Source organism: Streptomyces sp. DSM 116795 (assembly GCF_055792905.1).
The window spans coordinates 2,014,765-2,039,077 of record NZ_CM147707.1; the positions used below are offsets into that span (position 1 = coordinate 2,014,765).

Genomic DNA, 24,313 nt, shown 5'->3' on the forward strand with positions numbered 1-24,313 from the left:
TCTCCAGATCAAACCCGCAATGGCTCGATGACACGCCGTCTTGGCCCCTAGGATTCCCCTATCACTCCCCCGTCTGATAACCCGTCTGACTCGACAGGAACCCCATGAGCGACACTTCCTCCCCCTTCGGCTTCGAGCTCGTGCGGCGTGGCTACGACCGCGGGCAGGTGGACGACCGCATCACGAAGCTCGTCGCCGACCGTGACAGCGCACTGTCCCGCATCACCTCGCTGGAAAAGCGCATCGAGGAGCTTCACCTCGAGACGCAGAACGCCCAGGCCCAGGTCAACGACTCCGAGCCGTCCTACGCGGGGCTCGGTGCGCGGGTCGAGAAGATCCTCCGCCTCGCCGAGGAGGAGGCCAAGGACCTGCGGGACGAGGCCCGCCGGGCCGCGGAACAGCACCGCGAGCTGGCCGAGGGCGCCGCGCAGCAGGTGCGTAACGACGCGGAGGCGTTCGCCGCCGAGCGCAAGTCCAAGGCCGAGGACGAGGGCGCGAGCATCGTCGAGAAGGCCAAGGGCGAGGCCACCGTCCTGCGTACGGAAGCGGAGAAGGACGCCCAGTCCAAGCGCGAGGAGGCCGACTCCCTCTTCGAGGACACCCGCGCCAAGGCCGCCCAGGCCGCCGCGGACTTCGAGACCAACCTCGCCAAGCGCCGCGAGCAGTCCGAGCGTGACCTCGCCTCCCGTCAGGCGAAGGCGGAGAAGCGCCTCGCCGAGATCGAGCACCGCGCGGAGCAGCTGCGGCTCGAGGCCGAGAAGCTGCGTACGGACGCGGAGCGCCGCGCCCGTCAGACGGTGGAGACGGCTCAGCGCCAGGCCGAGGACATCGTGGCCGACGCCAACGCCAAGGCGGACCGCGTCCGCAGCGAGTCGGAGCGCGAGCTGGCGGCCCTCACCAACCGCCGCGACAGCATCAACGCGCAGCTGACCAACGTGCGCGAGATGCTGGCGACGCTCACGGGTGCGGCGGTCGCGGCCGCCGGCCAGGGCGGCGAGGAAGGGGAGGCCGCGGCCGACGAGGAGTCGGCGGCGCGCAGCGTTCCCGCACAGCAGTCCCGCTGACGCTCGGCACGACCGACGCGCAGGCGCGTACGGGCCCGGCACATCTCGTGCCGGGCCCGCCGTGCGTCCGGGGCCCGGCATGTGTGCAATCGCGTGAAAGCGCCGGGAACAGCGGCGACGCCTTGCGCACGCATGTGAGTCGAGCCCGCGCACCCACTGGCATCGCAGCCGGTGCACGCATAGCGTCGGTGCATGATTGAGCTGCGCGGGCTGACCAAGCGGTACGGCGACAAGACGGCCGTCGACCATCTCACTTTCAGCGTGCAACCCGGCATGGTCACCGGCTTCCTCGGCCCCAACGGGGCGGGCAAGTCCACGACGATGCGGATGATGCTCGGTCTCGACAGTCCCACCAGCGGCGACGTGCGTATCGACGGCAAGCACTACGACCAGCTCCGCGACCCGCTCAACTACATCGGGGCGCTGCTGGAGGCCAAGGCCGTGCACGGCGGGCGCACCGCCTACAACCATCTGCTCTGCATGGCGCAGTCCAACAACATCCCGAGGAAGCGGATCAGCACCGTGCTGGACCTGGTCGGGCTCAGCGACGTCGCCAAGAAGCGCCCGAAGGGGTTCTCGCTCGGCATGGGCCAGCGGCTCGGCATCGCCGCGGCGCTGCTCGGCGACCCGAAGATCCTGATGTTCGACGAGCCCGTCAACGGCCTCGACCCCGAAGGCATCCACTGGATCCGCAACCTGATGAAGCATCTCGCGTCCGAGGGCCGCACCGTCTTCGTCTCGTCCCATCTGATGAGTGAAATGGCGCTGACCGCCGAGCACTTGGTGGTGATCGGGCGGGGCAAGCTGCTGGCGGACACGTCGATGGCGGACTTCATCGCCAAGAACTCGCGGACGTTCGTACGTGTGCGCACCCCGCAGCCCGAGCGGATGCGGGACGTGCTGGGCAGCGTCGGCGTGATGCCGGTCTTCGAGCAGGACGGCGGGATGCAGGTCGAGGGCATCGAGCCCGCCCGTATCGGCGAACTCGCGGCCTGGTACCAGGTCGTGCTGCACGAGCTCAGTCCGCAGAAGGCCTCGCTGGAGGAGGCGTTCATGCAGCTGACTGCGGAGTCCGTCGAGTATCACGCGCACGATCAGGCATCCCAGCAGGGCGCGCCCCAGCCGGGCGCGCGAGCGACGGGCCCCTCGCAGCCGGGCGCCTGGCAGCCGGACCAGGGCGCCAAGCCGTCCAGGAAGAGGCGATAGACCATGCCGCACACCACGCGGGTTCTCCGCTCCGAGTGGACCAAGATCCGCTCCGTGCGCTCCACCCTGTGGACGCTGGCCACGGCGCTGGTGGTGACGGTCGGGCTCTCCGCCGTCATCTGCGCCGTCGCCGCTTCCCAGTTCGACAAGCTGGGCAAGCGGGAGCAGCTCACCTTCGACGCGACGCAGACGAGCTTTTCGGGCATCGAACTCGGACAGCTCGCGATGATCGCGTTCGGCGTGATGGTCGTCTCCAGCGAGTACAGCACCGGCATGATCCGCAGCTCACTGGCGGCAGTGCCGCAGCGCACCGTCTTTCTGTCCGCCAAGATCTTCGTGGCCACGTCGCTCGTACTGGTGGTCGGGATGGCCACGAGCTTCCTCGCCTTCTTCGTCGGGCAGGCGCTGCTCGGCGAACGCGGAGTCTCGATCCAGGACGAGGGCGTGCTGCGCGCCGTCGTGGGCGGCGGGGTCTACATGGCGCTGATCGCTCTCTTCTCCATGGGTCTGAGCTTCGTGCTGCGCAGCCCGCTGCTGGCCTTCGCGATCCTGATGCCGTTCTTCTTCCTCATCTCGAACATCCTCGGCACGGTCAGCGCGACGAAGGAGTACGCGCAGTATCTGCCGGACCAGGCGGGCAAGACGATCATCGCGGTGGTGCCGGAGTCGCTGAACCGTCCGTACGGGCCCTACGAGGGGCTGCTGATCATGGTGGGCTGGACGGTGGCGACGCTGATCGCGGGCTGGGTCGTCCTCAAGCGCCGCGACGCGTAGCCCCCGCCGGGCGGGCACCGGTCGCGTACGGGGAACGGGTGCGCCGGGCGCTTACGGGCCCGCTGCGCGACCCGTACCCCGGCCCCGTCGCCCGCCGGAAGGACCCGGCCACGCAGCCGGACCCGCACCCCGGGCGCTGCCGCCGCCCGAGCGGCCTCCCCGGCCCGGCTGCCGGCAGCAGCGGGCCCCGCAGCGGACCTCGGCGACCGGCGACCGGCATGGCCCGACGCGGAGCCTCAGCGTTCGTCACGCACACACCATCAACCCAGGCGCACCCCGGACGGGTTGAGGTACGGAACGGCGCGGGCGGGACGGTCACGCCTCGCAACGCCGTCCGTCCGCCGGGGCGGGCGGGCAACTCGGCGCGGACGCCGGCTTCCGGCACCCGCAGCCGCCGGACCGGGCGCGTACGGGTTGGCCCGCGCCCGGCCCTGGCTCGTCCGCGAGCGCCTCACCGGCCCGCCCGGGGCGGACCGGTGCGCTTGTAGAAGCCATCGAATGGAACCGAACAGCGGCCTTGTAACCTCCTAGGCCATGTCCGGGGGCGAGCGAGCCCCGAACTTCGTCCAGGGACAAACGGATGATCGAGGCGTACGGCCTGACGAAGCGCTACGGCGCCAAGACGGCCGTCTACAACCTGTCCTTCCAGGTGCGGCCGGGAACGGTCACCGGCTTTCTGGGGCCCAACGGCTCCGGCAAGTCGACGACGATGCGGATGATTCTGGGCCTGGACACCCCGACGGCAGGTCAGGTCACCATCAGCGGCCACCCGTTCCGCAACCTGCCCAACGCCCCGCGCCAGGTCGGCGCCCTGCTGGACGCCAAGGCGGTGCACGGCGGGCGGTCCGCGCGCAACCACCTGCTGTCGCTGGCGCAGCTCTCGGGCATCCCGGCCCGCCGGGTGGACGAGGTGCTGGGCGTCGTCGGGCTTCAGCAGGTGGCCAAGAAGCGGTCCCAGGGCTTCTCGCTCGGCATGGGCCAGCGGCTCGGCATCGCCGCGGCGCTGCTCGGCGACCCGCAAGTGCTGCTCTTCGACGAGCCGGTCAACGGCCTCGACCCCGAAGGCATCCTCTGGGTCCGCAATCTGATGAAGCAGTTGGCGGGCGAGGGCCGCACCGTCTTCGTCTCGTCCCATCTGATGAGCGAGATGGCGCTGACGGCCGAGCATCTGATCGTCATCGGGCGCGGGCAGTTGATGGCGGACACCTCGGTGAAGGAGTTCATCGCACAGAACTCGGTGGGCTTCGCCCGGGTCCGTACGCCCGAGGGCGACCCGGGGCAGCAGGAGAAGCTGACGTCGGCGGTGGCCGAGGCCGGCGGCCAGGTGCAGCCTGAGCAGGACGGCGCGCTGCGCGTCGTCGGCCTGCCGCTGCCGCAGATCAGCGAACTGGCGCACAACGCGGACGTACGGCTGTGGGAGCTGTCGCCGCATCAGGCGTCCCTGGAAGAGGCGTACATGCGGCTGACGCAGGGCGCGGTGGACTTCCGCTCCACTGCCGACCAGCGCGCGGGCCTGCAGCACCAGCAGCAACAGCAGATGGCGGCGGCGCAGCTCGGAGTGCCCATGGGACCGGGAGCGCCGGGAGTACCGGGAGGACCGGGAGCACCCGGAGCACACGGAGCACCGGGCGGCGCATGGGGACCTCCGCCGGGTGGTGCCCCCATGCCGCAGGGCGGACCGTACGGAGGCGCACCCGGCTACGGACCGCCGCCCGCGCCCGACGGCGCCGCACCGGACCCGTACGCGCACGTCGCCGCCCAGCAGCCGCAGGGCGGCGCGCCGCCGGTGCCGCCGACGCCCGGCGCACCCGCGGCGCCCGCGCCGCCCGCCGCCCCCTCCGACGCTTCCCGGCCCGACAGCGAGGACGACGCCCGATGAGCACGCCGAACCACCAGCCCCCGCCGCAGCAGCCGTACCAGGCCCAGCAGCATCAACAGCCGTACCAGGCCCAGGAGTACCAGCAGCAGCCCGGCACCCCGCAGGCCGCGGCGGCCGGCGCCACCGCCACGGCACCGCCACCGCACGTTGCCCCGCAGGGGCACGGCGGCCCCCAGGGCGGCCCTCCGCCCGGCGGCGGCTACGCCTCCCCGATCCCCGTCACGCGCACCCACCTCGGACACGCGATCGTCTCGGAGTGGACGAAGATCCGCTCGGTCCGCTCCACGGTGTGGACCCTCGGCGTCATGTTCGTCCTCGTCGTCGGCATCGGGCTCCTCACGGCACTCGGTCTGCAGGGCAGCGAATTCGTGGGGATGCCGCTACTCGCCCCGGGCCTCTTCGGGCTGATGCTCGGACAGATCTGCATCATCACCCTGGGCGTGCTGGTCGTCACCTCCGAGTACGGCACCGGCATGATCCGCACCACCATGACGGCCTGCCCCAAGCGCGGACGCGTGCTGATCGCGAAGTCGCTGATCTTCTTCCTGCTCGCGTTCGTCATGACGACGGTCGCCTGCTCGGTCACCGCGCTCATCAACTCCACGATGCTCAGCGGCCAGCAGGTCCCCCCGTTCGCGGAGAAGGCGGAGGCGCTCAAGGGCTCCGTGGAGAACGGCGAACTGGTCGCGAGCAGCAGCCAGTGGCTCGGTGCCACCGTCGGGGCCGGTCTGTACGTCGCGCTGCTGGGCCTTCTGGCGCTGGCGGCCGGCGCCCTGCTGAGGCACTCGGCCGGGGCGATCACGATGATGATGGGACTCGTGCTGCTGCCCCTGGTTCTCGCACTGTTCATGGTGGGCGAGACGCTGGAGAAGGTGCGCGAGGTCCTCATGGAGTACTCGCCGCTGAACGGTCTCGCCTCGCTCTACCGGATCCCCATGTCCGAGGACCAGACCGCCACGGGCTGGCCGCTGCTGGGCATCCTCGCCGCGGTGACGGCGGCCGCGCTCGTCGCCGCCTACACGCTGCTCAACCGCCGGGACGTGTGACTCGACCGCGGGACGTGTGACGCCGTCGCGCGTACGCACACGGGTTCGTACGCGCGACGGGTGCTGAACCTCTCGTACCCGCGCCGGGCCCGCGCGACGCCTCGTACGCGCACCCGCACAACGACCGCCGCTCCTCCGTGCCTTCTGCCGGCCCCTCAGGCGTAAACCAGGGCGAGAGGGGCACTGGTCCCGCGCGATCACATGGACGCGCGCGCGGACGGAGGACGGCGATGGGTGTGCGCACCTGGCTCGAGAGCTGGCCCGTGTACCGGCAGCTCACCGGGGACGATCCGCTGGGGCGCGGCGCCGCGGCGTCCTCTGCGTACACACGCGGGCTGCGGCCCCGCACCGAGGACGCCGACGAGGTCGTGAAGTCGGTCTGCCCGTACTGCGCCGTGGGCTGCGGGCAGAACGTCTACGTCAAGGACGGCGAGGTCGTCCAGATCGAGGGCGACCCCGACTCCCCCGTCAGCCGCGGCCGGCTCTGCCCCAAAGGCGCGGCGACGCTCCAGCTCACCACCGGCGACGCCCGCCGCCACGAGGTGCTCTACAGGCGCCCGTACGGCACCGACTGGGAACGCCTGGACCTGGAGACCGCCATGGACATGGTGGCGGAACGGGTGATCCGTACGCGCCGGGAGACCTGGGAGCAGGAACACGAGGGGCTGCGCGTCAACCGCACCCTCGGTCTGGCGACGCTGGGCGGTGCCGCGCTCGACAACGAAGAGAACTATCTGATCAAGAAGCTCTTCACCGCTCTGGGCGTGGTCCAGGTCGAGAACCAGGCACGGGTCTGCCACAGTTCGACGGTCGCCGGCCTCGGCACGTCCTTCGGGCGGGGCGGCGCCACCACCTTCCTGCAGGACCTTCAGAACTCCGACTGCATCGTCATCGAGGGCTCCAACTTCGCCGAGGCGCACCCCGTCGGGTTCCAGTGGGTGATGGAGGCGAAGGCGCGCGGGGCCAAGGTGATCCACGTCGATCCGCGCTTCACGCGTACGAGTGCGCTGGCCGATCTGCATGTGCCGATCCGGGCCGGAACCGACATCGCGTTCCTCGGCGGCATCGTCAACCACGTGCTCAGCACCGGCTCCGAATTCCGCGAGTACGTCCTCGAATACACCAACGCCGCGACCATCGTGGGCGAGGACTTCCAGGACACCGAGGACCTCGACGGCCTCTTCTCCGGCTTCAACCCGGACACCCGCCGCTACGCGATGGAGGACTGGCAGTACGAAGGCGGCGGCACCGTGCAGGCCGCCTCCGGGGAGCGTGACGCGCTGTACGACGCGCGCGTCCAGGGCTCCGGGGAACCGGCGGGCTACGGGACGGCCGAGACCTACGGCTCCGGCGGTCCGCCCCTCGCGGGCGAGTCGGAGTCCCGGCAGGACCGCACGCTCCAGGACCCGCGCTGCGTCTACCAGATCCTCAAGCGCCACTTCTCCCGCTACACCCCCGAGATGGTGGAGGAGACCTGCGGCATCCCCCGGGAGACCTTCCTGGAGGTGTGCCGCACCCTGGTCGAGAACTCCGGCCCGGACCGCACCAGCGAGTTCTGCTACGCCGTCGGCTGGACGCAGCACACCGTCGGCGCCCAGTACATCCGTACGGCCTGCATCCTGCAGCTGCTGCTCGGCAACATCGGCCGGCCCGGCGGCGGCATCCAGGCCCTGCGCGGCCACGCCAGCATCCAGGGCTCCAGCGACATCCCCACCCTCTTCAACCTGCTGCCGGGCTACATCCCGATGCCGCACGCGCACGAGAACGAGGACCTGGAGAAGTTCATCGAGGCGGTACGGGCCGACAAGGGCTACTGGGGCAACATGCGCTCCTACTTCGTCAGCCTGATGAAGTCCTACTGGGGCGAGGCGGCCACGGAGCGGAACGACTACTGCTTCGACCACCTGCCCCGGCTCACCGGCTCGCACAGCACGTACGACACCGTGCTCAAGCAGCTCGAAGGCGTGTGCAAGGGCTACTTCCTCATGGGGGAGAACCCGGCCGTCGGCTCGGCCAACTCCCGTATGCAGCGCCTGGGGATGGCCGAGCTCGAATGGCAGGTCGTACGGGACTTCTCGCTCATCGAGTCGGCCACGTGGTGGAAGGACGGCCCCGAGATCGAGAGCGGGGAACTGCGCACCGAGGACATCGGCACCGAGGTCTTCTTCTTCCCCGCCGCCTCCCACACCGAGAAGGCGGGCTCCTTCACCAACACCAACCGCATGCTCCAGTGGCACCACGCGGCGAAGGAACCCGACGGCGAGGCCCGCAGCGACCTGTGGTTCGTCTACCACCTCGGCAGGCGCATCCGGGAGCGGCTCAAGGCCTCCACCGACCCGGTCGACCGTCCGCTGCTCGACCTCAACTGGGACTACCCGACCGAGGGCCCGCTCCGGGAGCCGAGCGCCGAGGCGGTGCTCGCCGAGATCAACGGCCACGGCGCGGACGGCCGTCCCCTCTCCCGCTACCAGCAGCTGAAGGACGACGGCTCGACGTCCTGCGGCTGCTGGATCTACTGCGGCGTCTACGCGGACGGCGTCAACCAGGCGGCACGCCGGAAGCCGCACACCGAACAGAACTGGATCGCGGCCGAGTGGGCCTGGTCCTGGCCTGCCAACCGCCGCATCCTCTACAACCGCGCCTCCGCCGACCCGGACGGCAACCCCTGGAGCGACCGCAAGGCGCTGGTGTGGTGGGACGAGGAGCAGCGCCGCTGGACCGGGCACGACATCCCCGACTTCATCGCGGACCGGCCGCCGTCCTTCCGCCCGGAGCCGGGCGCCACGGGACCCGACGCGCTCAGCGGCGTCGATCCCTTCATCATGCAGGCCGACGGCAAGGGCTGGCTCTACGCGCCGGCCGGACTCCTCGACGGGCCGATGCCCACGCACTACGAGCCGCAGGACTCCCCCGTCGCCAACCCCCTCTACGGGCAGCAGCGCAGCCCGGTGCGGCAGATCTTCGCGGACGGGCGCAACCGCTACCACCCCAGCGGGGCGGAGGCGGGCTCGGACGTCTTTCCGTACGTGGTCACGACGTACCGCCTCACAGAGCACTTCACCGCGGGCGGCATGACCCGCTGGTCCCCGTATCTGGCGGAGCTGCAGCCGGAGTTCTTCTGCGAGGTCTCGCCGCAGCTTGCCGCCGAGCGGGGCCTGGAGCACGCGGGCTGGGCGACGGTCGTCACGGCACGCGGCGCGGTGGAGGCACGGGTGCTGGTGACGGAGCGCATGTCTCCGGTACGGGCGGGCGGCCGCACCGTCCACCAGATCGGCCTGCCCTACCACTGGGGCCGGAACGGCTACGCGACGGGCGATTCCGCGAACGAGCTGACGTCCATCGCCCTCGACCCGAACGTGCACATCCAGGAGGTCAAGGCCCTCACCGCCGACATCCGTCCGGGGCGCAGGCCCCGCGGCCCGGACCTGCTCCGGCTGGTGGAGGACTACCGCGAACGCGGCGGCATCGGCGAGGCGACGGGTATGGAGGTGCGGGGATGAGCTCGCTCATCGGGCGCAATCTGCTGGCGGGGGCGGAGCCGGATCCCGCCGGCGACGCCGGACACGGAGCTCCCGGCGCTCACGGCACTCCCGGTGAACACCCGCCGCGCGTGGGCTTCTTCACCGACACCTCCGTCTGCATCGGCTGCAAGGCGTGCGAAGTGGCCTGCAAGGAGTGGAACGCCATCCCGGAGGACGGCCTCGACCTCACCGGCATGAGTTACGACAACTCCGGGGGCCTGGGCGCCTCGACGTGGCGGCACGTCGCCTTCATCGAGCAGAGCAAGCCCCTCGGGCACGCACACGCGGACGGCGCTCACGGCGACGTCGATGTACTCGCGCTCGCGGCTCAGGGCTCGGGCACGTCACCCGCTGAGGGCGCCGCCGCCGCGATGACGCCGACCACGCCCTCGCCCGGGCCCGCGCCCTCGCCCTCGCCCGGCGGAGCGGACGGGACGCACGGCGCCGACGGTCAGGCCCGCGGCGAGTTCCGCTGGCTGATGTCCTCCGACGTCTGCAAGCACTGCACGCACGCCGCCTGCCTCGACGTGTGCCCCACCGGGTCGCTCTTCCGCACCGAGTTCGGCACCGTCGTCGTGCAGGAGGACATCTGCAACGGCTGCGGCTACTGCGTACCGGCCTGCCCGTACGGCGTCATCGAGCAACGGCCGCACGACGGCCGGGCGTTCAAGTGCACGATGTGCTACGACCGGCTCGGCGCCGGCCAGGAACCGGCGTGCGCGAAAGCGTGCCCCACCGAGTCCATCCAGTTCGGGCCGCTGGACGAGCTGCGAGTGCGGGCGCAGGAGCGCGTCGACCAGCTGCGCGAGGCAGGGGTCAGCGACGCGCGCCTGTACGGGCACGACCCGGAGGACGGCGTCGGCGGCGACGGAGCGTTCTTCCTGCTGCTGGACGAGCCCGAGGTGTACGGGCTGCCGCCGGACCCCGTCGTCACCACCCGCGACCTGCCCGACATGTGGCGGCACGCCGGGGCGGCCGCGCTCGCGCTGCTCGGCGGGCTCGCGGCCGTATTCGCGGCGCACGGCCGCACCAGCGCACCGGCGAGGAGGTTCCGGCGATGAGCGGCGAGACCGGCGGCAGCGGGGAAGACCGCCCAAGCGGAGAAGGCCGCCCAAGCGGAGAAGACCGCGCAGGCGGCGACGGCCATGGGCGCGGGAACGGGCGCGGGAACGGCTACAAGCCCGGCCAGGTGTACGGAAATCCCGCCGAGGAGCGGGAGTCCGGCAGCATCGCGGACGTCACGAAGGAAGGACTGCGCGGCGTACGCCCCGGACGTGCCGCACTCGTAGGCGGCCACGACCTCACCGACGGACACGGAGACAGCGACGGCCAGGCCCGTGACATCGAGGTCCGTGACATCGAGGTCCGTGACATCGCCGCGATCACGGGCAGGAGCAAGCCCAAGGGCAGGCACCGCGGCGGCAGCCGGCGCGGCCGCAAGGGCGAGCAGACGGTGGTGCCGGAGGCCGAGTTCACCTCGTACTACGGCAGGCCCGTGCTCAACCAGCCCGCATGGCAACCGCTGAACATCGCCGGCTACTTCTTCCTCGGGGGTCTTGCGGGTGCCGGCTCGGTGCTCGCGGCGGGTGCCGAGCTGACCGGACGCCCCGTCATGGCCCGTGCGCTGAAGACCTCTTCGGCCCTCGCCGTCGCGGGTTCGGCAGCGGCCCTCATTCACGACCTCGGCCGTCCCGGACGGTTCGTCAACATGCTCCGGGTGTTCAAGCCGACCTCGCCCATGAGTATCGGATCGTGGGTGCTCGCGGTGTACGGACCGGTCTCGGGCGCGGCGGCGCTGTCCGCCCTCGCCGGGCGGCTGCCGCGCGTGGGCCGTGCCGCGACCGCCGGGGCGGCACTGCTCGGACCGGCGGTCGCCGCGTACACGGCGGTGATCGCGGCGGACACGGCGGTGCCGGGCTGGCACGACGGCTACCGCGAGCTTCCCTTCCTCTTCGTCGGGTCAGCGGCAACGGCCGCCTCCGGCATGGCACTTGCGATGTCACCGACCGCCGAGAACGGCCCGGCACGCAGCGCCGCACTCGCCGGGACCGCGCTCGAGAACGCCGCGGCGAAGGCCATGGAACGCAGGCTCGGACTCGTCGCCGAGGTCTACCGCAGCGGACCCGGCGGGCGCTGGATGCGCGCCGCCGAGGTGCTGTCGGCCGCGGGCGCGGCCGGGGCGGCGCTGCTCGCGGGGCGCAGCCGCGTCGCCGCGGGCGCGAGCGGGCTGGCCCTGCTCGCCGCCTCGGCATGCACGCGGCTGGGCGTCTTCCACGCGGGGATGGAGTCGTCCAGGGACCCGAAGTACACGGTCCTCCCTCAGCGGGAACGCCTGCGCCGCGAGGACGCCGTGTCCGGCCGATGAGCCGACCGCCGTTCCCCTGGGCCCCGCGGCCCAGGGGGAAGCGGCCATGCCACGGGACCCTCGCACCGTGGCCGCGCGCCGTGTCCGCAGCCCCCGTTGCGCCGCAACGGCGGGCAACCCGTGACGGCGAGAACCGGGCGGCCCGAAGACGACCACCGGCAGCGCGCCCCACCCGGACCCCGGACAGCGGCTGCTCGCTTGGGCAGCCGACCATGCTGCCGGACCCTCGCGAGAAGCAGCCGAGTGCCGTTGCGGCAGACCTCGTTCGCCGCATCTGGCCTCAGGGCCACCGTCCGCGAAAACGTGCCATGCCCTGCCTGCCCCAGAGGCTCCAGGGAGGAGCCCCCCAGCCACGGCGGGCGACGACAACGGCGGGACTCCGACGCGAGGAAGGCGACCACCGCCTGCACGTCCGAACCGAACGCCGGGACCGGGCCACCCGCGCGGCAGCCGACCATGCTGCCGGACCCTCGCGGGAAGTGCCGAGTGCCGTTGCGGCAGACCTCGTTCGCCGCATCTGGCCCCACGCAAACCCACGGCGAGAGTCCGGCGGCCCGGAGACGGCCGCGGCCGACACGTTCGGCTTATCGTCCGGACACGGCCAACTCGTCCCGGACCTCGTCCGCGGGGATCTCCCGCAGCTCCTCCCCGACGAGCAGCCAGCGCGTGATCCCCACCGATTCGAGGAAGGGCAGGTCGTGACCCGCGACCAGCAGCGCACCCTCGTACGAGGCGAGTGCGCTCGTGAGCTGCCGTACACCGGCGACATCGAGGTTGTTGGTCGCTCGTCCAGCAGCAGCAGCTGCGGCGCCGGTGCGGCGAGCAGCATCGCGGCCAGGGTCGCCCGCAGGCGTTCTCCGCCGGAGAGGGTCCCGGCCGGCTGTTCGGCGAGCGCCCCCTTGAACAGGAACCGCGCCAGCTGTGCGCGGATGTGGTTGTCCGTCACCCCGGGAGCGACCCGGGCCACGTTCGCGGCGACGCTGAGTTCCTCGTCCAGCACGTCCAGGCGCTGCGGCAGGAACCGCAGCGGTACGAACACCTCGGCCTGCCCGGAGCGCGGTTCGGCCTGACCGGCGAGAGTGCGCAGCAGCGTGGTCTTGCCCGCTCCGTTCCGCCCGACGAGCGCGATCCGTTCGGGCCCGTGCACGTGGAGGTCCGCCTCGCGCAGCTTCCCGTACCGGGGACGCAGTTCGCGCAGGCTCAGGACTCTGCGGCCCGCGGGCAGCGCGGTACGGGGAAGGTCGACCCGGATCTCCGCGTCGTCGCGCACGGCCTGCTCCGCCTCCTCGCGCCTCTCGCGCGCCTCGTCGAGGCGGTCCTCGTGCAGGCCGCGCAGCTTGCCCGCCGACTCCTGCGCCGACCGCTTGCGCGCCCCCGCGACGATCTTCGGTACGCCCCCCTGAGCGTCCATCTTCCGGCTGTTGCGCTGCCGGCGTGCCAGCTTGATCTGCGTCTCCTCCAGCTCGCGCTTCTGCCGGCGTACGTCCGCGTCGGCGGCGCGCAGCATCCGTCCCGCCGCCTCCTGCTGGGTCGCCAGCACCTCCTGGTACGCGGACCAGCCGCCCCCGTACCAGCTCACCGAACCGGAGCGCAGCTCTGCGATGCGGTCGACGCGCTCCAGCAGTTCACGGTCGTGGCTGACCACGACGAGGACGCCGGAGCGCCAGGAGTCCACGGCCTCGTAGAGCCGGCGGCGGGCGAACAGGTCGAGGTTGTTGGTCGGCTCGTCCAGCAGCAGCACGTCGGGACGCTCCAGCAGCAGCGCCGCCAGCCGCAGCAGTACGGTCTCGCCTCCGGACAACTCGCCGACGGTACGGTCCAGTCCCGCGTCCGCGAGGCCGAGTGAGCTCAGGGTCGCCAGGGCCCGCTCCTCGACGTCCCAGTCGTCGCCGACGGTCTCGAAGTGCTCCTCGCTCACGTCACCCGCCTCGATGGCGCGCAGCGCACGGCGCCGCCGGGCGATGCCGAGCGCTTCGTCGACGCGGAGCCCCGTGTCGAGGGTGACGTTCTGCGGGAGGTGGGCGAGGGTGCCGCCGACGGTCACCGACCCCTGAGCGGGGCGCAGCCGGCCGGTCAGCAGCCCCAGCAGGGTCGACTTGCCGGAGCCGTTGGCGCCGACGAGTCCGGTGCGGCCACGGCCGACGGTGAGCGAGAGCCCGTCGAAGACGACGGTGCCGTCGGGCCACCGGAAGGACAGGGCGGAGCAAGTCACGGAGGAACCGGGCGTGTTGGGGCTTTGCCGGGTGTGATCGGCGTAGGTCATGGTGTCTCGCAGTCGCGTGCGTGGTGGTCGGCGGGCTTCGTGTGCGAGCACCACGCGGCTGCGGAACCGTGCGCACCGGAAAGGGGGTGCGCTCCCGGCCCTGAGGGGGCGGGGAGCGGGACGGCTCATGCCGAGGTCGCATCCACGCGAGGTCACGGGCGGCAGAGAAGGCCGGCTCGGCGTGACGGTCCTACGGACAATTCCGTAGCGCGCGGTGATCGCGGACCTCAGATGCGCAACGTCCACCTCTATCGGAGACGACAGGACCCTTGAACTGTACCGCGCTACGGCGGTCTCAGTAGCGGGGAGCGTTGCGCGAGCGCTGCACCCGCGCCCCGCGCCGGTCACGCGCGTTCCAGCAGGCCTTGTGCCAGTGGCGCCGGTCCTCCACGTCGCCCATCCGCGGCCACGCCACCACGTGCGGCACCCCCGAAGGGATCTCCTGGTCGCAGCCCGGGCAGCGGTACCGCTTGCCCGTCGTGCCCCCGATCTGCCGTACGGCCCACTCCTCGCCGCGCCACTCCTCGGTGCGCTCGAGCCCGTAGCGCGTACCGGACCCCTCCTCGCGGTTGCCGTCGGAGGGCTTGGCTGCACCGCTGCGGGGGCGGTTACGACGCGGCGACACGGAACACCTCGGGAGTTCGGAAGGCGGAATGTTCCCACAGTAGCCACAGAGGACCCTTATGCACTCGGCCCGGCGTACGAACAGACCGATCGAGTCCACAGCCTGTTGTCACGTGCCGTTCATCGGAAGAATCGGTGACCCCGAGGCCGTGCCTTTGGCACGTGTCAGCCGTTATTGCCTGCAGGGGACGGGAAGCTCAAGAGGACGGAGCAGCATGCGAGTTGGAGCATTCGTGCTGGCCGCACAGTTCCCCGGGCAGGGTCAGAGAGAGCCGCTGCACCGCGCGGTCCGTACAGCGGAGACGGCGGAGGAGTCGGGGCTCGATTCCGTCTGGCTCGCCGAGCACCATTTCGTTCCCTACGGCGTCTGCCCGTCGGCGGTGACGTTCGCCGCGATGCTGCTGGGGCGCACGAGCCGCATCGGCGTCGGCACAGCGGTCTCGGTGCTGCCCAACGCCCATCCCGTCGCCCTCGGCGAGCAGGCCGCGCTGCTGCACCTCACGTCCGGCGGCCGCTTCACGCTCGGCGTCGGACGGGGAGGGCCCTGGGTCGACCTCGAGGTGCTGGGCGGCGGGCTCGACGCGTTCGAGCACGGCTTCCCGGAGTCCCTGGATCTGCTGCTGCGCTGGCTGCGGGAGCCCCGCGTCGGCAGCGACGGCGAGCGTTACCAGTTCCGCGAGGTCGAGGTGGTCCCGCGGTGCGAGGAGCCCTTCGTCCCGGCGCGGGATGCCTCGGACGGGCCGGTTCCCAGCCGTCCCGTGGTGGTCGTCGCCTGCACCTCGCCGGGCTCTGTGCGGCTCGCGGCGCGGCGCTGTCTGCCGATGCTTCTCGGCATGCACTGCGACGACGAGGAGAAGGCGGAGGTCGTCGCCATGTGGCGCCGCGAGGCGCAGGAGGCCGGCAACGATCCGCAGGCGATCGAGACGGCGGCAGCACTGCACGTCTCCGCCGGGGTGGCTCAGGTCGGCGACAGCACCCGGGAAGCGGTGGAGTCACTGATGAAGGCGATGCCCGGCTGGTTCCGCGAAGGGCTCGGTGCCCACCGCACGGTGGACGACCGCCGCCGTACGATGCGCGACCCGCTCGGCTACACCGAACTGCTGTGCCGGCTGCACCCCGTTGGGACGCCCCGGCTGTGCGCGGACCGGCTCGCGGCGACGCGCGAGCGCACGGGCATCGGCCGCTTCGCCCTCCTCGTCGAGGGCACGGGCGACCTCGCGGCGACGGAACGGAACGTGCACCGGCTGGGTGAGGAAGTCCTGCCGCTGCTCCCCGAGGGCAGTGAACTCCCTTGAGCCTCCCCGCTGTTCGCGAACCCCGCCGTTCGCGGACCCCGCCGTCCACGCACGGCACGCTGCCGCCACCCACTGGAGCAGCGGCAGCGTGGCACAGATGAACGGCGCCGGCGTCAGCAGTCGCGAAGCGTCGGCGACTGGTTGAGCAGCTGGCCGCGGACGGAGGTGAAGCGCGCCAGCCTCTCGTCCACCACGTCGTCCAGCGGGAAGACGGCGACACGGTGACAGTTCTGGAAAGCGAGCCGTACTCCGAAGTGACGTTCCAGCGAGCCGCGTATCGCGTCGCTGGCCAGAGCCCGCAGAAGCTGGCCCCGGGCCTGCTCGTCCGGCGGCGGCGTCTGGTTGTCGGCGAACTCGCCGCCGTCAACCTTGAGCCGGGCCACCAGCGTGCTGACCATCTCCCATGCGTAGGGCAGGGACGTACGGACGCAGTCGACGAAGTCACGCTCGTCGACTTCGCCCCGTTCTGCCTGAGCCAGCAGGGCCGGTGAGACGTCGAGCGACATGGGTTCTCCTCTCGCGACCCCAGGGGATTACAGGGGTCTTCCGGATGGATTGGAAGGGAACCGCTCGGCGCCGGGTGATCATACGACTCCGTACGGCGACACCCCCCATCGTTAACGTTAAGGGGCGGACGGTGACCGCACCATGCGAATGGGCATCTATCCGGCCACAGTCGAACAGGGCCATCGGGGGCGAATCGCATCGCGGCGGAGCGTCCAGTAGCGTGACCGCTCATGCGTCTCGTCATCGCCCGGTGCTCCGTCGACTACGCCGGCAGGCTCACCGCTCATCTCCCCCTGGCTCCACGGCTGATCCTGGTCAAGGCCGACGGGTCGGTCTCCGTGCACGCGGACGACCGTGCCTACAAGCCCCTGAACTGGATGTCGCCGCCGTGCACGGTCAAGGAGTCCGCGGAGGGCCCAAGTCCGGTCTGGACGGTGCAGAACAAGGCGGGCGAGAAATTGATCATCACCATGGAGGAGATCCTCCATGACTCCTCGCACGAACTCGGCACTGACCCCGGGCTCATCAAGGACGGCGTCGAGGCACATCTCCAGGAACTGCTCGCCGACCGCATGGAGACCCTGGGCGAGGGCTGGACGCTGATCCGCCGCGAGTATCCGACGGCCATCGGTCCCGTCGACATCCTCGGCCGTGACGAGGCGGGCACCACGGTGGCCGTCGAGATCAAGCGCCGCGGCGAGATCGACGGAGTCGAGCAGCTGACCCGCTATCTCGACCTGCTCAACCGCGATCCCCGTCTCGCCCCGGTCAAGGGCGTGTTCGCCGCGCAGGAGATCAAGCCGCAGGCCCGTGTGCTCGCGTCCGACCGCGGCATCGGCTGCGTCACGCTCGACTACGACTCGCTGCGCGGCATCGAGGACGACAAGCTCCGGCTCTTCTGAGGACGTCAGCTCCAGCGGCTCTGAGAGAGGGCGGTCCGTGCGGCCCTCCCTGAGGATTGATCCGTTCTTCTGAAAAGCCCACGTCCGTACGGGTCGTGTACCTGCCACACACCTCAGGGTTCACGGAGGGCTCCGGTGTCCCCGGATAGCGTCCGAGGCTGCCTGCGCCGGTGACCTCCCGGCGCAGCCCTCGGACCCGGGAGAGTGCTGTGCGTATCCTGCTCGTGGCCAGTGCGTTCAACAGTCTCACCCAGCGCGTGTACGCCGAACTGACCGACCTCGGCCACGAGTTGGACACGGTGTGCGGTGCGGGCGACGACGCCGTACGGGAGGCGGTCCGCAGGCACGGGCCCGAGCTGATCATCGCGCCGATGCTCCGGAGGGCGATCCCCGAAGACGTGTGGTCGCGGTACGTCTGCCTCATCGTCCATCCCGGTCCCCCGGGCGACCGCGGCCCCTCCTCCCTGGACTGGGCGATCTCCGCCGGCGCCCGCCACTGGGCGGTGACGGTGCTTCAGGCGGAAGCCGAGATGGACGCCGGGGACGTCTGGGCCACGGTCCCCTTCGCCGTGCCGGAGGCGGCCGGGAAGAGCGACGTGTACCGCAACGAGGCAGCAGACGCCGCGACCGCAGCCGTGAGACTCGCCGTCGCCCGCTTCGCCTCGGGCGACTGGAAGCCGCAGCGCCAGGAGGACATCGCCGCCGAGCCGTGCACGCGCCCGTACTTCCGTCAGGAACTGCGCCGCATCGACTGGGCCGCGGACTCCACTGGGACCGTGCTGCGCAAGCTGCGCGCGGCCGACTCCCAGCCGGGCGTGCTCGACGAACTGCTCGGCGCCGAGTGGTTCCTGCACGGCGGACGTTCCGAGGACGTGCTGCGCCCGCGTGCCGCACCCGGCGAGATCGTGGCGACCCGGGCGGGCGCCGTGTGCCGTGCGACCCGCGACGGGGCCGTGTGGATTCCCGAGCTGCGGCCGCGCCGGAAGCCGGGCGGGCCGGTCACGTTCAAGATGCCGGCGGTGGACGCGCTGGGCGCACGCCTGCCCGGTTCCGTGCCGGAGGTGCCCGCACGGCCGGCACCGTCCGCAGCGGAATCCGGTGGTGGGGACGGCGGCGGGGGCGAGGGCGAGGACGGCAGTGGGGACGAAGGCGGGGGCGGGGGCTGGAGCGACATCCGCTACGAACAGCGGGGCGGGGCCGGGTTCATCTGGTTCTCCTTCCCGGGCGGCGCGATGAGCACGGACCACTGCCGCCGGCTGCTGGCGGCGTACCGGCACGCGCTGTCCCGGCCCACTCCGGTGCTCGTGTTCGGCAGCCGTCGCGACTTCTTCTCCAACGGCATCCATCTCGGCGTCATCGAAGCCGCAGCCGATCCGGCCGAGGAGTCCCGGGCCAACATCGACGCCATGGACGACCTGGTCGAGGCCGTACTGCGCACCACGGACCGGCTGGTGGTCGCCGCCCTCGGCGGCAACGCCGCAGCCGGCGGCGTGATGCTCGCACTCGCGGCGGACGAGGTGTGGTGCAGAACGGGAGCGGTGCTGAACCCGCACTACCGGCTCATGGGCCTGTACGGGTCGGAGTACTGGACGTACACGCTCCCCCGCCGCGTCGGCCCGGAGGCGGCGGAGTGCCTCATGCGCGAGGCGCTCCCGATGAGTGCGGCGGCCGCTGCCGATGCCGGACTGGTGGACCGTCTGGTGGCCGCCGCGCCCGGGGACTTCGCGGGAGAGACGTCCCGGATGGCGGCGGAGCTGGCACACGCACCGGGGCCGGCGGATCGGGTGGCCGGCAAGGCCGCGACTCGCGTCCGCGACGAGGCGGCGAAGCCGCTGGCGGACTACCGCAGGGAGGAACTGGCACGGATGTATCGCCAGTTCTCCGGGCGGCACGAGCCATACCACGCGCTGCGCAGGGCGTTCGTACGCAAAGAGCCGGTGCGGAAGGCGGACGGAGCAGGCGGAACGAGGGGTGCGGGCGGCCGCCGCGCTTGCGGCGCGGGCGGCTGAGAGCAGCCCACCGGGTCCGGGACGGTCCGGGCCCGGTGCGCCAGGGCCGTTCGCCACGGCCGGACGACGGGTCGGACGCCGGGATCAGACGGGGAAGTCAGACGACGAACGACGTCGGATCCGTCGACGGTGCGAGGCCCACGGCGCCGAGGACCGTCCCGCCGAGTATCCCTCCGCTTTCGCCGCCGCCGCTGTCGTTGCCTCCGTTGTCCGTGCCACCGGTGTCCGTACCCCCGGTGTCGGTCCCTCCGGTATCCGTGCCTCCGGTGTCCGTACCGCCGGTGTCCGTACCGCCGGTGTCCGTACCGCCGTCGTCGGTACCGCCGTTGTCCGTACCGCCGTCGTCAGTGCCACCGTTGTCCGTACCGCCGTCGTCAGTGCCACCGTTGTCCGTACCGCCGTCGTCGGTGCCACCGGTGTCGGTGCCGCCGTCGTCGGTGCCGCCGTCGTCGGTGCCGCCGGTGTCGGTGCCGCCGCTGTCCGAGCCGCCGCTGTTGCCAGGGCTGCCGGTCGGTGAGCCTCCGGAGCCGCCCGCGTCGCCGGGCTCGCTGCTGGAGGGGTCCTCGTCCGGCTGCGAGCTGCTCTCGCTCGGCGACTCCTTGCTTGCGCTGTCCGAGGCGTCCGGGGACTTGCTGGACTCGCTCGGGCTGCCCGACTTGCTGCTCTCGCCGGTCCTGGGGCTGCGGCTTTCCGGATCCTCGGCGTTGACGTCGCTGTGATCGTCCCGCTGCGAGCTGGACCCCGGCTTGCCGCGGTCCAGCGGCCCGGAGCCGTCGTCCGGCATACGTCCGAGCCCCACGATCGTCGCGAGCACGGCGATCAGCACCGCGCCCGCTCCCGCCGCGGCCAGATTCCGGCGGGCGCCGTAGGCCACCGAGCCATGAGCGGGATGGATGAGCGTGGGCGTGGTGTCCACGCCGCCGCCCGCCGCGCCTGCCGTCGGGTTGGCGAGCGACGCGGCGACCGTACGCGCGGAATCCGCGCCGCCGTCGCGCTGTTCGCCACGCCTGTGGCCCCGGAGGGAAGCGGCCAGTGAACGCGTGGGCTTGTCGCTGCTCTCGTACGCCGCGACTTCCGCGCCCGCGTGCGCACCGGGCGCGACGGCCGCGGCGGCGGGGACAGCGGGGGCGGCACCGGGAACGGGCTTCCCCGGCTGTGCAGGCTGCCCGGGCTGTGCAGGCTGCACCGGCTGCCCGTCCGGCCGGTCCGGCCCGCCCGGTTCCCGGGGCCCGGCGGAGGCGGCCGGATGCTGCGCGACGAGGAGATCCGTGGCGAGCGCGAGCGCCCGGCGTCCGGTGAGCGTGCCCTGCTGGTCCGCGAGCGCGCCGCGCAGCGCGATGGACGCCTCCAGTTCCGCGACCGCGCGCGGAAGCTGCTCGGTACAGAGAGCGAGCACCCCCAACTCGTGGTGGAAATACGCCTCTTGGGCAACCTCACCCGAGATGCGCGCCGCTTCCAGGCCGCCGCGCAGCACCTTGTCCCAGGCACTCCAGCGCAGCGAGCCGGCCAGCACCGGCGCCGCCGAGCGGGCCAGCAGCACCGCCGCGCTCGCCTGTCCGCCGCGGTGTGCGCCGTGGAGGGCGGCGAGCACCACGTCCGCCTCGGCGGCCACCCGTGCGGGGGTGACGGACTGGTGGTCGACCCACCAGCCGTAGTGATGCGCCGCCATCAGAGCACGTCCGTCCGTGCCCTCCGCGAAGCCCGCGGAGGACAGGGCGTCGGCGACGCCGGCCGCCAGCTTGTAGTGCCCGCCCGCGGCGGTGACGAGCCCGGCGCGTGCGAGCTCGCCCTCCGCCTCGTCGGCACGCGGATCGCCGATGAGCGCGGGCAGCTGCGTGTGATGCGGGAGTTCGCCGCCGAGGGAGAGCGCGAAGCGCAGCGCGTCACGTGCGGCGGACGAGAGCCGCTCGGCGACGCGGGCGCTCATGGCGCTGCTTCGGCTGCCGCTCAGTTCGCCTGCGCGGCCGCCGTAGCGCAGCAGAGCACCCGCCTGTACGAAGCGGAGCGGCAGCCCTCCGGAGGACTCCTCCGAGGCGAACCACATGTCCTGCGCGGCGTCCGTCTCCTCGTTCGTGAGTGGCCTTCGCACGGCATGTTCGAGCAGTTCCAGACAGGCGGTGCGGCTGAGGCCGGTGAGCCTGAACTCCTCCACGTGTACGTCGCCGGAGGGAGGGGCGACGTCCGGGGTGACGGCGAGCAGGAAGGCGCATTCGGGCGTGGCGTCGAGGAGTTGGTCGAGGGCTTCTCCGCCGAACCCGAGGTCGTCGACGATGACGACGGCGCCGACGCCTTGCAGCGCCGCGCGTATCTCCTCGTCGCCGGGACGGTGGCGGGGCGCCTCGTGAACTGCGGCGAAAAGTTCCTGCAGAAGATCCGAGGAGGTGCGGCGGTATCCGTTCAGCCGCACCACGCCGTCGGGGGCGAGGTCCGCGACGTCCGCCGCGACGGCGTCGAGGAGTGTGGTGCGCCCGGAGCCGGGGAGTCCGGTCAGTCGTATGGAACGCCCGCAGGCGAGCTGCCCGGCCAGCCGCTCGCGCTCCTCGTCCCGCTCCAGCATGGGTATGACGCGTCTGCCCGGCGCGCCGGGCGAGCCCGACGCCGCACCGCCCGAAGTCTCGGAGGCGGGCCCTTCCCGCTGCGTGGCCGCTGCCGTGCCACGCTCGTGCACCGCTCTTTCGCGGTGGGTCAGTCTTCGTGGCTCACGGGGAAGTTCGGTGGGCGGACACGGCTCGACTTCGCTGCCGTCGACCGGGTTCACCGTCAGCAGCTGTCTGCCGACGACGAGCTTCAGCGGACGCCGGCCGTCCGGCCCCGCGCCCGTGTCGCTGCCCTCGTACTCACCGCCGTGCTGAGTGTTGCCGTGCTGAACCATGGTGGAATGCCCCCAGATACTCCGGTACGAGCACGCCCCGCCCAGTACCCCTCCCGGCAAGCTTTGCCCTGTCGCGCAAACATTGCCGGTCACGGCACCATCGGCATCTCCCGTCGCAGGTCGGCGCGAACGGCAGCACCGGGCGCTGCTTCCGGCACAGTATTACCGCGAGGGCTCAGGCTGAACCGCCGTGCACGTCAAGGCTTGGTGAGAATCTGCGCCTCGGAGGCAGTCAAACCACCCTCGATCGCAAGAATGCGGTGCAGACGGGTGGCCACCAACAGCCGCTGCATCTGCGGCGGAACGTCACGCAGCACGAGCCTGCGGCCGCAGCGGCCCGCCCTTCGGTGCGCGCCCATGATCACGCCGAGGCCGGTCGCGTCCCAGGAGTCGAGTCCGGCCAGATCCAGCACCAGGTCGCCGTCGCCGGAGTCGACGGCGGAGTGAAGGACCGTACGGGCGTCCGCCGCGCTCCGGACGTCGAGGCGACCCCCGACGGCCAGCTCGGCGTGGTCGCCCCTGATCTGCATAACCGCTCCCCGGATGTGTCTCTGCTGCGCGTACCTTCACGTCTGAATGTCTCACTACAACTGACTGCGATTACCGCAACCTGGTTGCCGTCCGTGCTCGAACCGATACGGAAATCACCCTCGCGGGCGATGCCCTCTCGAACGCGCCCCCGTGGAGCGGTAGTCGGTCCGTCGTCTTTGCGTGTGTGTATCAGTGGTCGTAGTAACCGCGGCCGCTCTTGCGGCCGATGTCGCCCGCGTCGACCATCCTCCGCATCGATTCCGGCGGCGCGAACTTCGGGTCCCGCGACTCGGTGTAGATGTTCTCGCTGGCATGAAGCAGGATGTCGACTCCGGTGAGGTCGGCGGTGGCCAACGGCCCCATCGCGTGCCCGAACCCCAGCTTGCAGGCCGTGTCGATGTCTTCGGCAGTGGCCACGCCGGACTCGTGCAGCTTCGCCGCCTCCACCACGAGCGCGGAGATGAGCCGTGTGGTGACGAAGCCGGCCACGTCACGGTTGACGACGACGCAGGTCTTGCCGACGGACTCGGCGAACTCGCGTGCGGCGGCGAGGGTTTCGTCGCTGGTGCGGTGTCCGCGTACGAGCTCGCACAGCGCCATCATCGGCACGGGCGAGAAGAAGTGTGTGCCGACGACCCGTTCGGGACGCGACGTCGCGGCGGCGATCTTGGTGATCGGAATCGCCGAGGTGTTGGACGCGAGAACCGCGCCGTCCTTCACCAGCGTGTCGAGCCTGCCGAAGATCTCACGCTTGACCTCGATCCTCTCGAAGACCGCCTCGACGACCACGTCCGCCTCGGCGGCCGCGTCCAGATCGGTGGTGGTGGTGATGCGCGAGAGCGCGGCCTCCGCCGCGGAGGCCTCCAGCTTGCCCTTGCTCACGAACTTCTCATACGACGCCTTGATACCGTCCGTGCCACGGGTGAGCGCTTCGCCGGTCACGTCGCGGAGGGTCACGTCCCACCCCGCCTGAGCCGAGACCTGAGCGATGCCGGACCCCATGAGACCGGCACCGACGACGGCGAGCTTCTTCCCCACGACTGCCACCTGGCCCTACCTGCCCTTTGCTTTGCGTGAACGCCTGTTGGGCGGACATTAGCGCTTCGCGACAACCTTGTGGCGGCGAAGAGACACGCGTCACGTCTCACATGGCGGACATCACACCGGGGCTGTCCGATCCGCACGGCTTGGCCCGGTCCGGCACCGCCTCGGCAGGCCCACCCGGCGGCCGCACACCTCCGCCACGCCCCGCCACACCAGGGCATGCCGTCTCATTCGGCGGGCCGCTCCGCGTAGTTGAGGAGTTCGTCCGAGACGAGGACTCGAGGACGGCGATCCGGTGCAGCGCCTCCCGTACGGCCTGCTCCGGGGCCACCCCCGGCAGACGGCCACCGTCGTGGCACGGAAAAGGGCGTTGCTGAAGTGCACGAACTGGCCGGCCACCGATCGGGACGC

Annotated in this window: 16 protein-coding genes and 1 pseudogene; 11 read left to right on the top strand and 6 right to left on the bottom strand. The window is 71.5% G+C overall.

What is annotated here, in order from left to right; translation table 11 throughout:
• Positions 1-104 precede the first annotated feature (104 nt).
• The 8 genes from ACSMXX_RS08460 to nrfD all read left to right on the top strand — a co-directional run bounded on the left by ACSMXX_RS08460 (position 105) and on the right by nrfD (position 11,855).
• Positions 105-1,064 (top strand): coiled-coil domain-containing protein, encoded by a 960-nt coding sequence (locus tag ACSMXX_RS08460; protein WP_070010873.1) that lies wholly within the window; start codon positions 105-107, stop codon positions 1,062-1,064.
• 192 nt (positions 1,065-1,256) lie between these two features.
• Positions 1,257-2,270: an ABC transporter ATP-binding protein gene (locus ACSMXX_RS08465; protein ID WP_473183413.1), complete on the top strand. Its 1,014-nt coding sequence runs from the start codon at positions 1,257-1,259 to the stop codon at positions 2,268-2,270.
• Between the two features lie 3 nt (positions 2,271-2,273).
• Positions 2,274-3,044, top strand: coding sequence for an ABC transporter permease (locus tag ACSMXX_RS08470; protein WP_473183414.1), 771 nt, complete (start codon positions 2,274-2,276; stop codon positions 3,042-3,044).
• A 580-nt stretch (positions 3,045-3,624) separates the two neighbouring features.
• Positions 3,625-4,923, top strand: coding sequence for an ATP-binding cassette domain-containing protein (locus ACSMXX_RS08475; protein WP_473183415.1), 1,299 nt, complete (start codon positions 3,625-3,627; stop codon positions 4,921-4,923).
• Positions 4,920-5,969 carry an ABC transporter permease gene (locus ACSMXX_RS08480; protein WP_473183416.1) on the top strand — a complete coding sequence of 350 codons (1,050 nt, stop codon included), beginning with the start codon at positions 4,920-4,922 and terminating at the stop codon, positions 5,967-5,969. The genes ACSMXX_RS08475 and ACSMXX_RS08480 overlap by 4 nt, the downstream gene beginning before the upstream one ends.
• Before the next feature lie 230 nt (positions 5,970-6,199).
• Positions 6,200-9,469 (top strand): formate dehydrogenase, encoded by a 3,270-nt coding sequence (gene fdh, locus ACSMXX_RS08485; protein ID WP_473183417.1) that lies wholly within the window; start codon positions 6,200-6,202, stop codon positions 9,467-9,469.
• Positions 9,466-10,551 carry a 4Fe-4S dicluster domain-containing protein gene (locus ACSMXX_RS08490; RefSeq protein ID WP_473183418.1) on the top strand — a complete coding sequence of 362 codons (1,086 nt, stop codon included), beginning with the start codon at positions 9,466-9,468 and terminating at the stop codon, positions 10,549-10,551. The genes fdh and ACSMXX_RS08490 overlap by 4 nt, the downstream gene beginning before the upstream one ends.
• A 311-nt stretch (positions 10,552-10,862) precedes the next feature.
• Complete coding sequence (gene nrfD, locus ACSMXX_RS08495; protein WP_473184697.1) at positions 10,863-11,855, top strand: NrfD/PsrC family molybdoenzyme membrane anchor subunit; 993 nt, start codon at positions 10,863-10,865, stop codon at positions 11,853-11,855.
• 584 nt (positions 11,856-12,439) lie between these two features.
• Here nrfD and ACSMXX_RS08500 read toward each other — a convergent pair.
• Together ACSMXX_RS08500 and ACSMXX_RS08505 are read right to left on the bottom strand one after the other, a co-directional pair.
• Positions 12,440-14,118 (bottom strand): annotated as a pseudogene (locus tag ACSMXX_RS08500) (ATP-binding cassette domain-containing protein).
• A gap of 295 nt (positions 14,119-14,413) precedes the next feature.
• Positions 14,414-14,743 (bottom strand): ATP/GTP-binding protein, encoded by a 330-nt coding sequence (locus tag ACSMXX_RS08505; RefSeq protein ID WP_473183419.1) that lies wholly within the window; start codon positions 14,741-14,743, stop codon positions 14,414-14,416.
• 214 nt (positions 14,744-14,957) lie between these two features.
• Between ACSMXX_RS08505 and ACSMXX_RS08510 the strand changes: the two genes are divergently transcribed.
• Complete coding sequence (locus ACSMXX_RS08510; protein WP_473183420.1) at positions 14,958-16,037, top strand: LLM class flavin-dependent oxidoreductase; 1,080 nt, start codon at positions 14,958-14,960, stop codon at positions 16,035-16,037.
• 113 nt (positions 16,038-16,150) lie between these two features.
• On the opposite strand, the gene ACSMXX_RS08515 is transcribed toward ACSMXX_RS08510, so the two are convergent.
• The gene (locus tag ACSMXX_RS08515) at positions 16,151-16,543 is read right to left on the bottom strand and encodes an SCO5389 family protein (RefSeq protein ID WP_473183421.1); all 393 of its coding nucleotides are present in this window, start codon (positions 16,541-16,543) and stop codon (positions 16,151-16,153) included.
• A gap of 231 nt (positions 16,544-16,774) precedes the next feature.
• On the opposite strand from ACSMXX_RS08515, the gene nucS reads away from it, so the two are divergent.
• Positions 16,775-17,446, top strand: a complete 672-nt coding sequence (gene nucS, locus ACSMXX_RS08520; protein ID WP_473183422.1) for an endonuclease NucS — start codon at positions 16,775-16,777, stop codon at positions 17,444-17,446.
• 209 nt (positions 17,447-17,655) lie between these two features.
• Entirely contained in the window at positions 17,656-19,455 is a 1,800-nt protein-coding gene (locus ACSMXX_RS08525) for a hydrogenase maturation protein (RefSeq protein WP_473183423.1), read from the top strand.
• A gap of 97 nt (positions 19,456-19,552) precedes the next feature.
• Here the strand turns inward: ACSMXX_RS08525 and ACSMXX_RS08530 are convergent, their stop codons facing one another.
• The 3 genes from ACSMXX_RS08530 to ACSMXX_RS08540 all read right to left on the bottom strand — a co-directional run bounded on the left by ACSMXX_RS08530 (position 19,553) and on the right by ACSMXX_RS08540 (position 23,896).
• Complete coding sequence (locus ACSMXX_RS08530) at positions 19,553-22,327, bottom strand: ATP-binding protein (RefSeq protein WP_473183424.1); 2,775 nt, start codon at positions 22,325-22,327, stop codon at positions 19,553-19,555.
• Positions 22,328-22,524: 197 nt separating this feature from the next.
• The gene (locus ACSMXX_RS08535; protein WP_070010883.1) at positions 22,525-22,857 is read right to left on the bottom strand and encodes an STAS domain-containing protein; all 333 of its coding nucleotides are present in this window, start codon (positions 22,855-22,857) and stop codon (positions 22,525-22,527) included.
• Between the two features lie 190 nt (positions 22,858-23,047).
• Positions 23,048-23,896 (bottom strand): 3-hydroxyacyl-CoA dehydrogenase family protein, encoded by an 849-nt coding sequence (locus ACSMXX_RS08540; protein WP_473183425.1) that lies wholly within the window; start codon positions 23,894-23,896, stop codon positions 23,048-23,050.
• Positions 23,897-24,313 lie beyond the last annotated feature (417 nt).

Excerpts from the sequence above, each read along its gene's own strand:
- ACSMXX_RS08460 (WP_070010873.1), top strand. The coding sequence starts at position 105 with ATGAGCGACACTTCCTCCCCCTTCGGCTTCGAGCTCGTGCGGCGTGGC.
- ACSMXX_RS08515 (WP_473183421.1), bottom strand. The coding sequence starts at position 16,543 with ATGTCGCTCGACGTCTCACCGGCCCTGCTGGCTCAGGCAGAACGGGGC.
- ACSMXX_RS08470 (WP_473183414.1), top strand. The coding sequence starts at position 2,274 with ATGCCGCACACCACGCGGGTTCTCCGCTCCGAGTGGACCAAGATCCGC.
- ACSMXX_RS08475 (WP_473183415.1), top strand. The coding sequence starts at position 3,625 with ATGATCGAGGCGTACGGCCTGACGAAGCGCTACGGCGCCAAGACGGCC.
- fdh (WP_473183417.1), top strand. The coding sequence starts at position 6,200 with ATGGGTGTGCGCACCTGGCTCGAGAGCTGGCCCGTGTACCGGCAGCTC.
- ACSMXX_RS08530 (WP_473183424.1), bottom strand. The coding sequence starts at position 22,327 with ATGGTTCAGCACGGCAACACTCAGCACGGCGGTGAGTACGAGGGCAGC.
- ACSMXX_RS08535 (WP_070010883.1), bottom strand. The coding sequence starts at position 22,857 with ATGCAGATCAGGGGCGACCACGCCGAGCTGGCCGTCGGGGGTCGCCTC.
- ACSMXX_RS08490 (WP_473183418.1), top strand. The coding sequence starts at position 9,466 with ATGAGCTCGCTCATCGGGCGCAATCTGCTGGCGGGGGCGGAGCCGGAT.
- ACSMXX_RS08480 (WP_473183416.1), top strand. The coding sequence starts at position 4,920 with ATGAGCACGCCGAACCACCAGCCCCCGCCGCAGCAGCCGTACCAGGCC.
- ACSMXX_RS08510 (WP_473183420.1), top strand. The coding sequence starts at position 14,958 with ATGCGAGTTGGAGCATTCGTGCTGGCCGCACAGTTCCCCGGGCAGGGT.
- nucS (WP_473183422.1), top strand. The coding sequence starts at position 16,775 with ATGCGTCTCGTCATCGCCCGGTGCTCCGTCGACTACGCCGGCAGGCTC.
- ACSMXX_RS08465 (WP_473183413.1), top strand. The coding sequence starts at position 1,257 with ATGATTGAGCTGCGCGGGCTGACCAAGCGGTACGGCGACAAGACGGCC.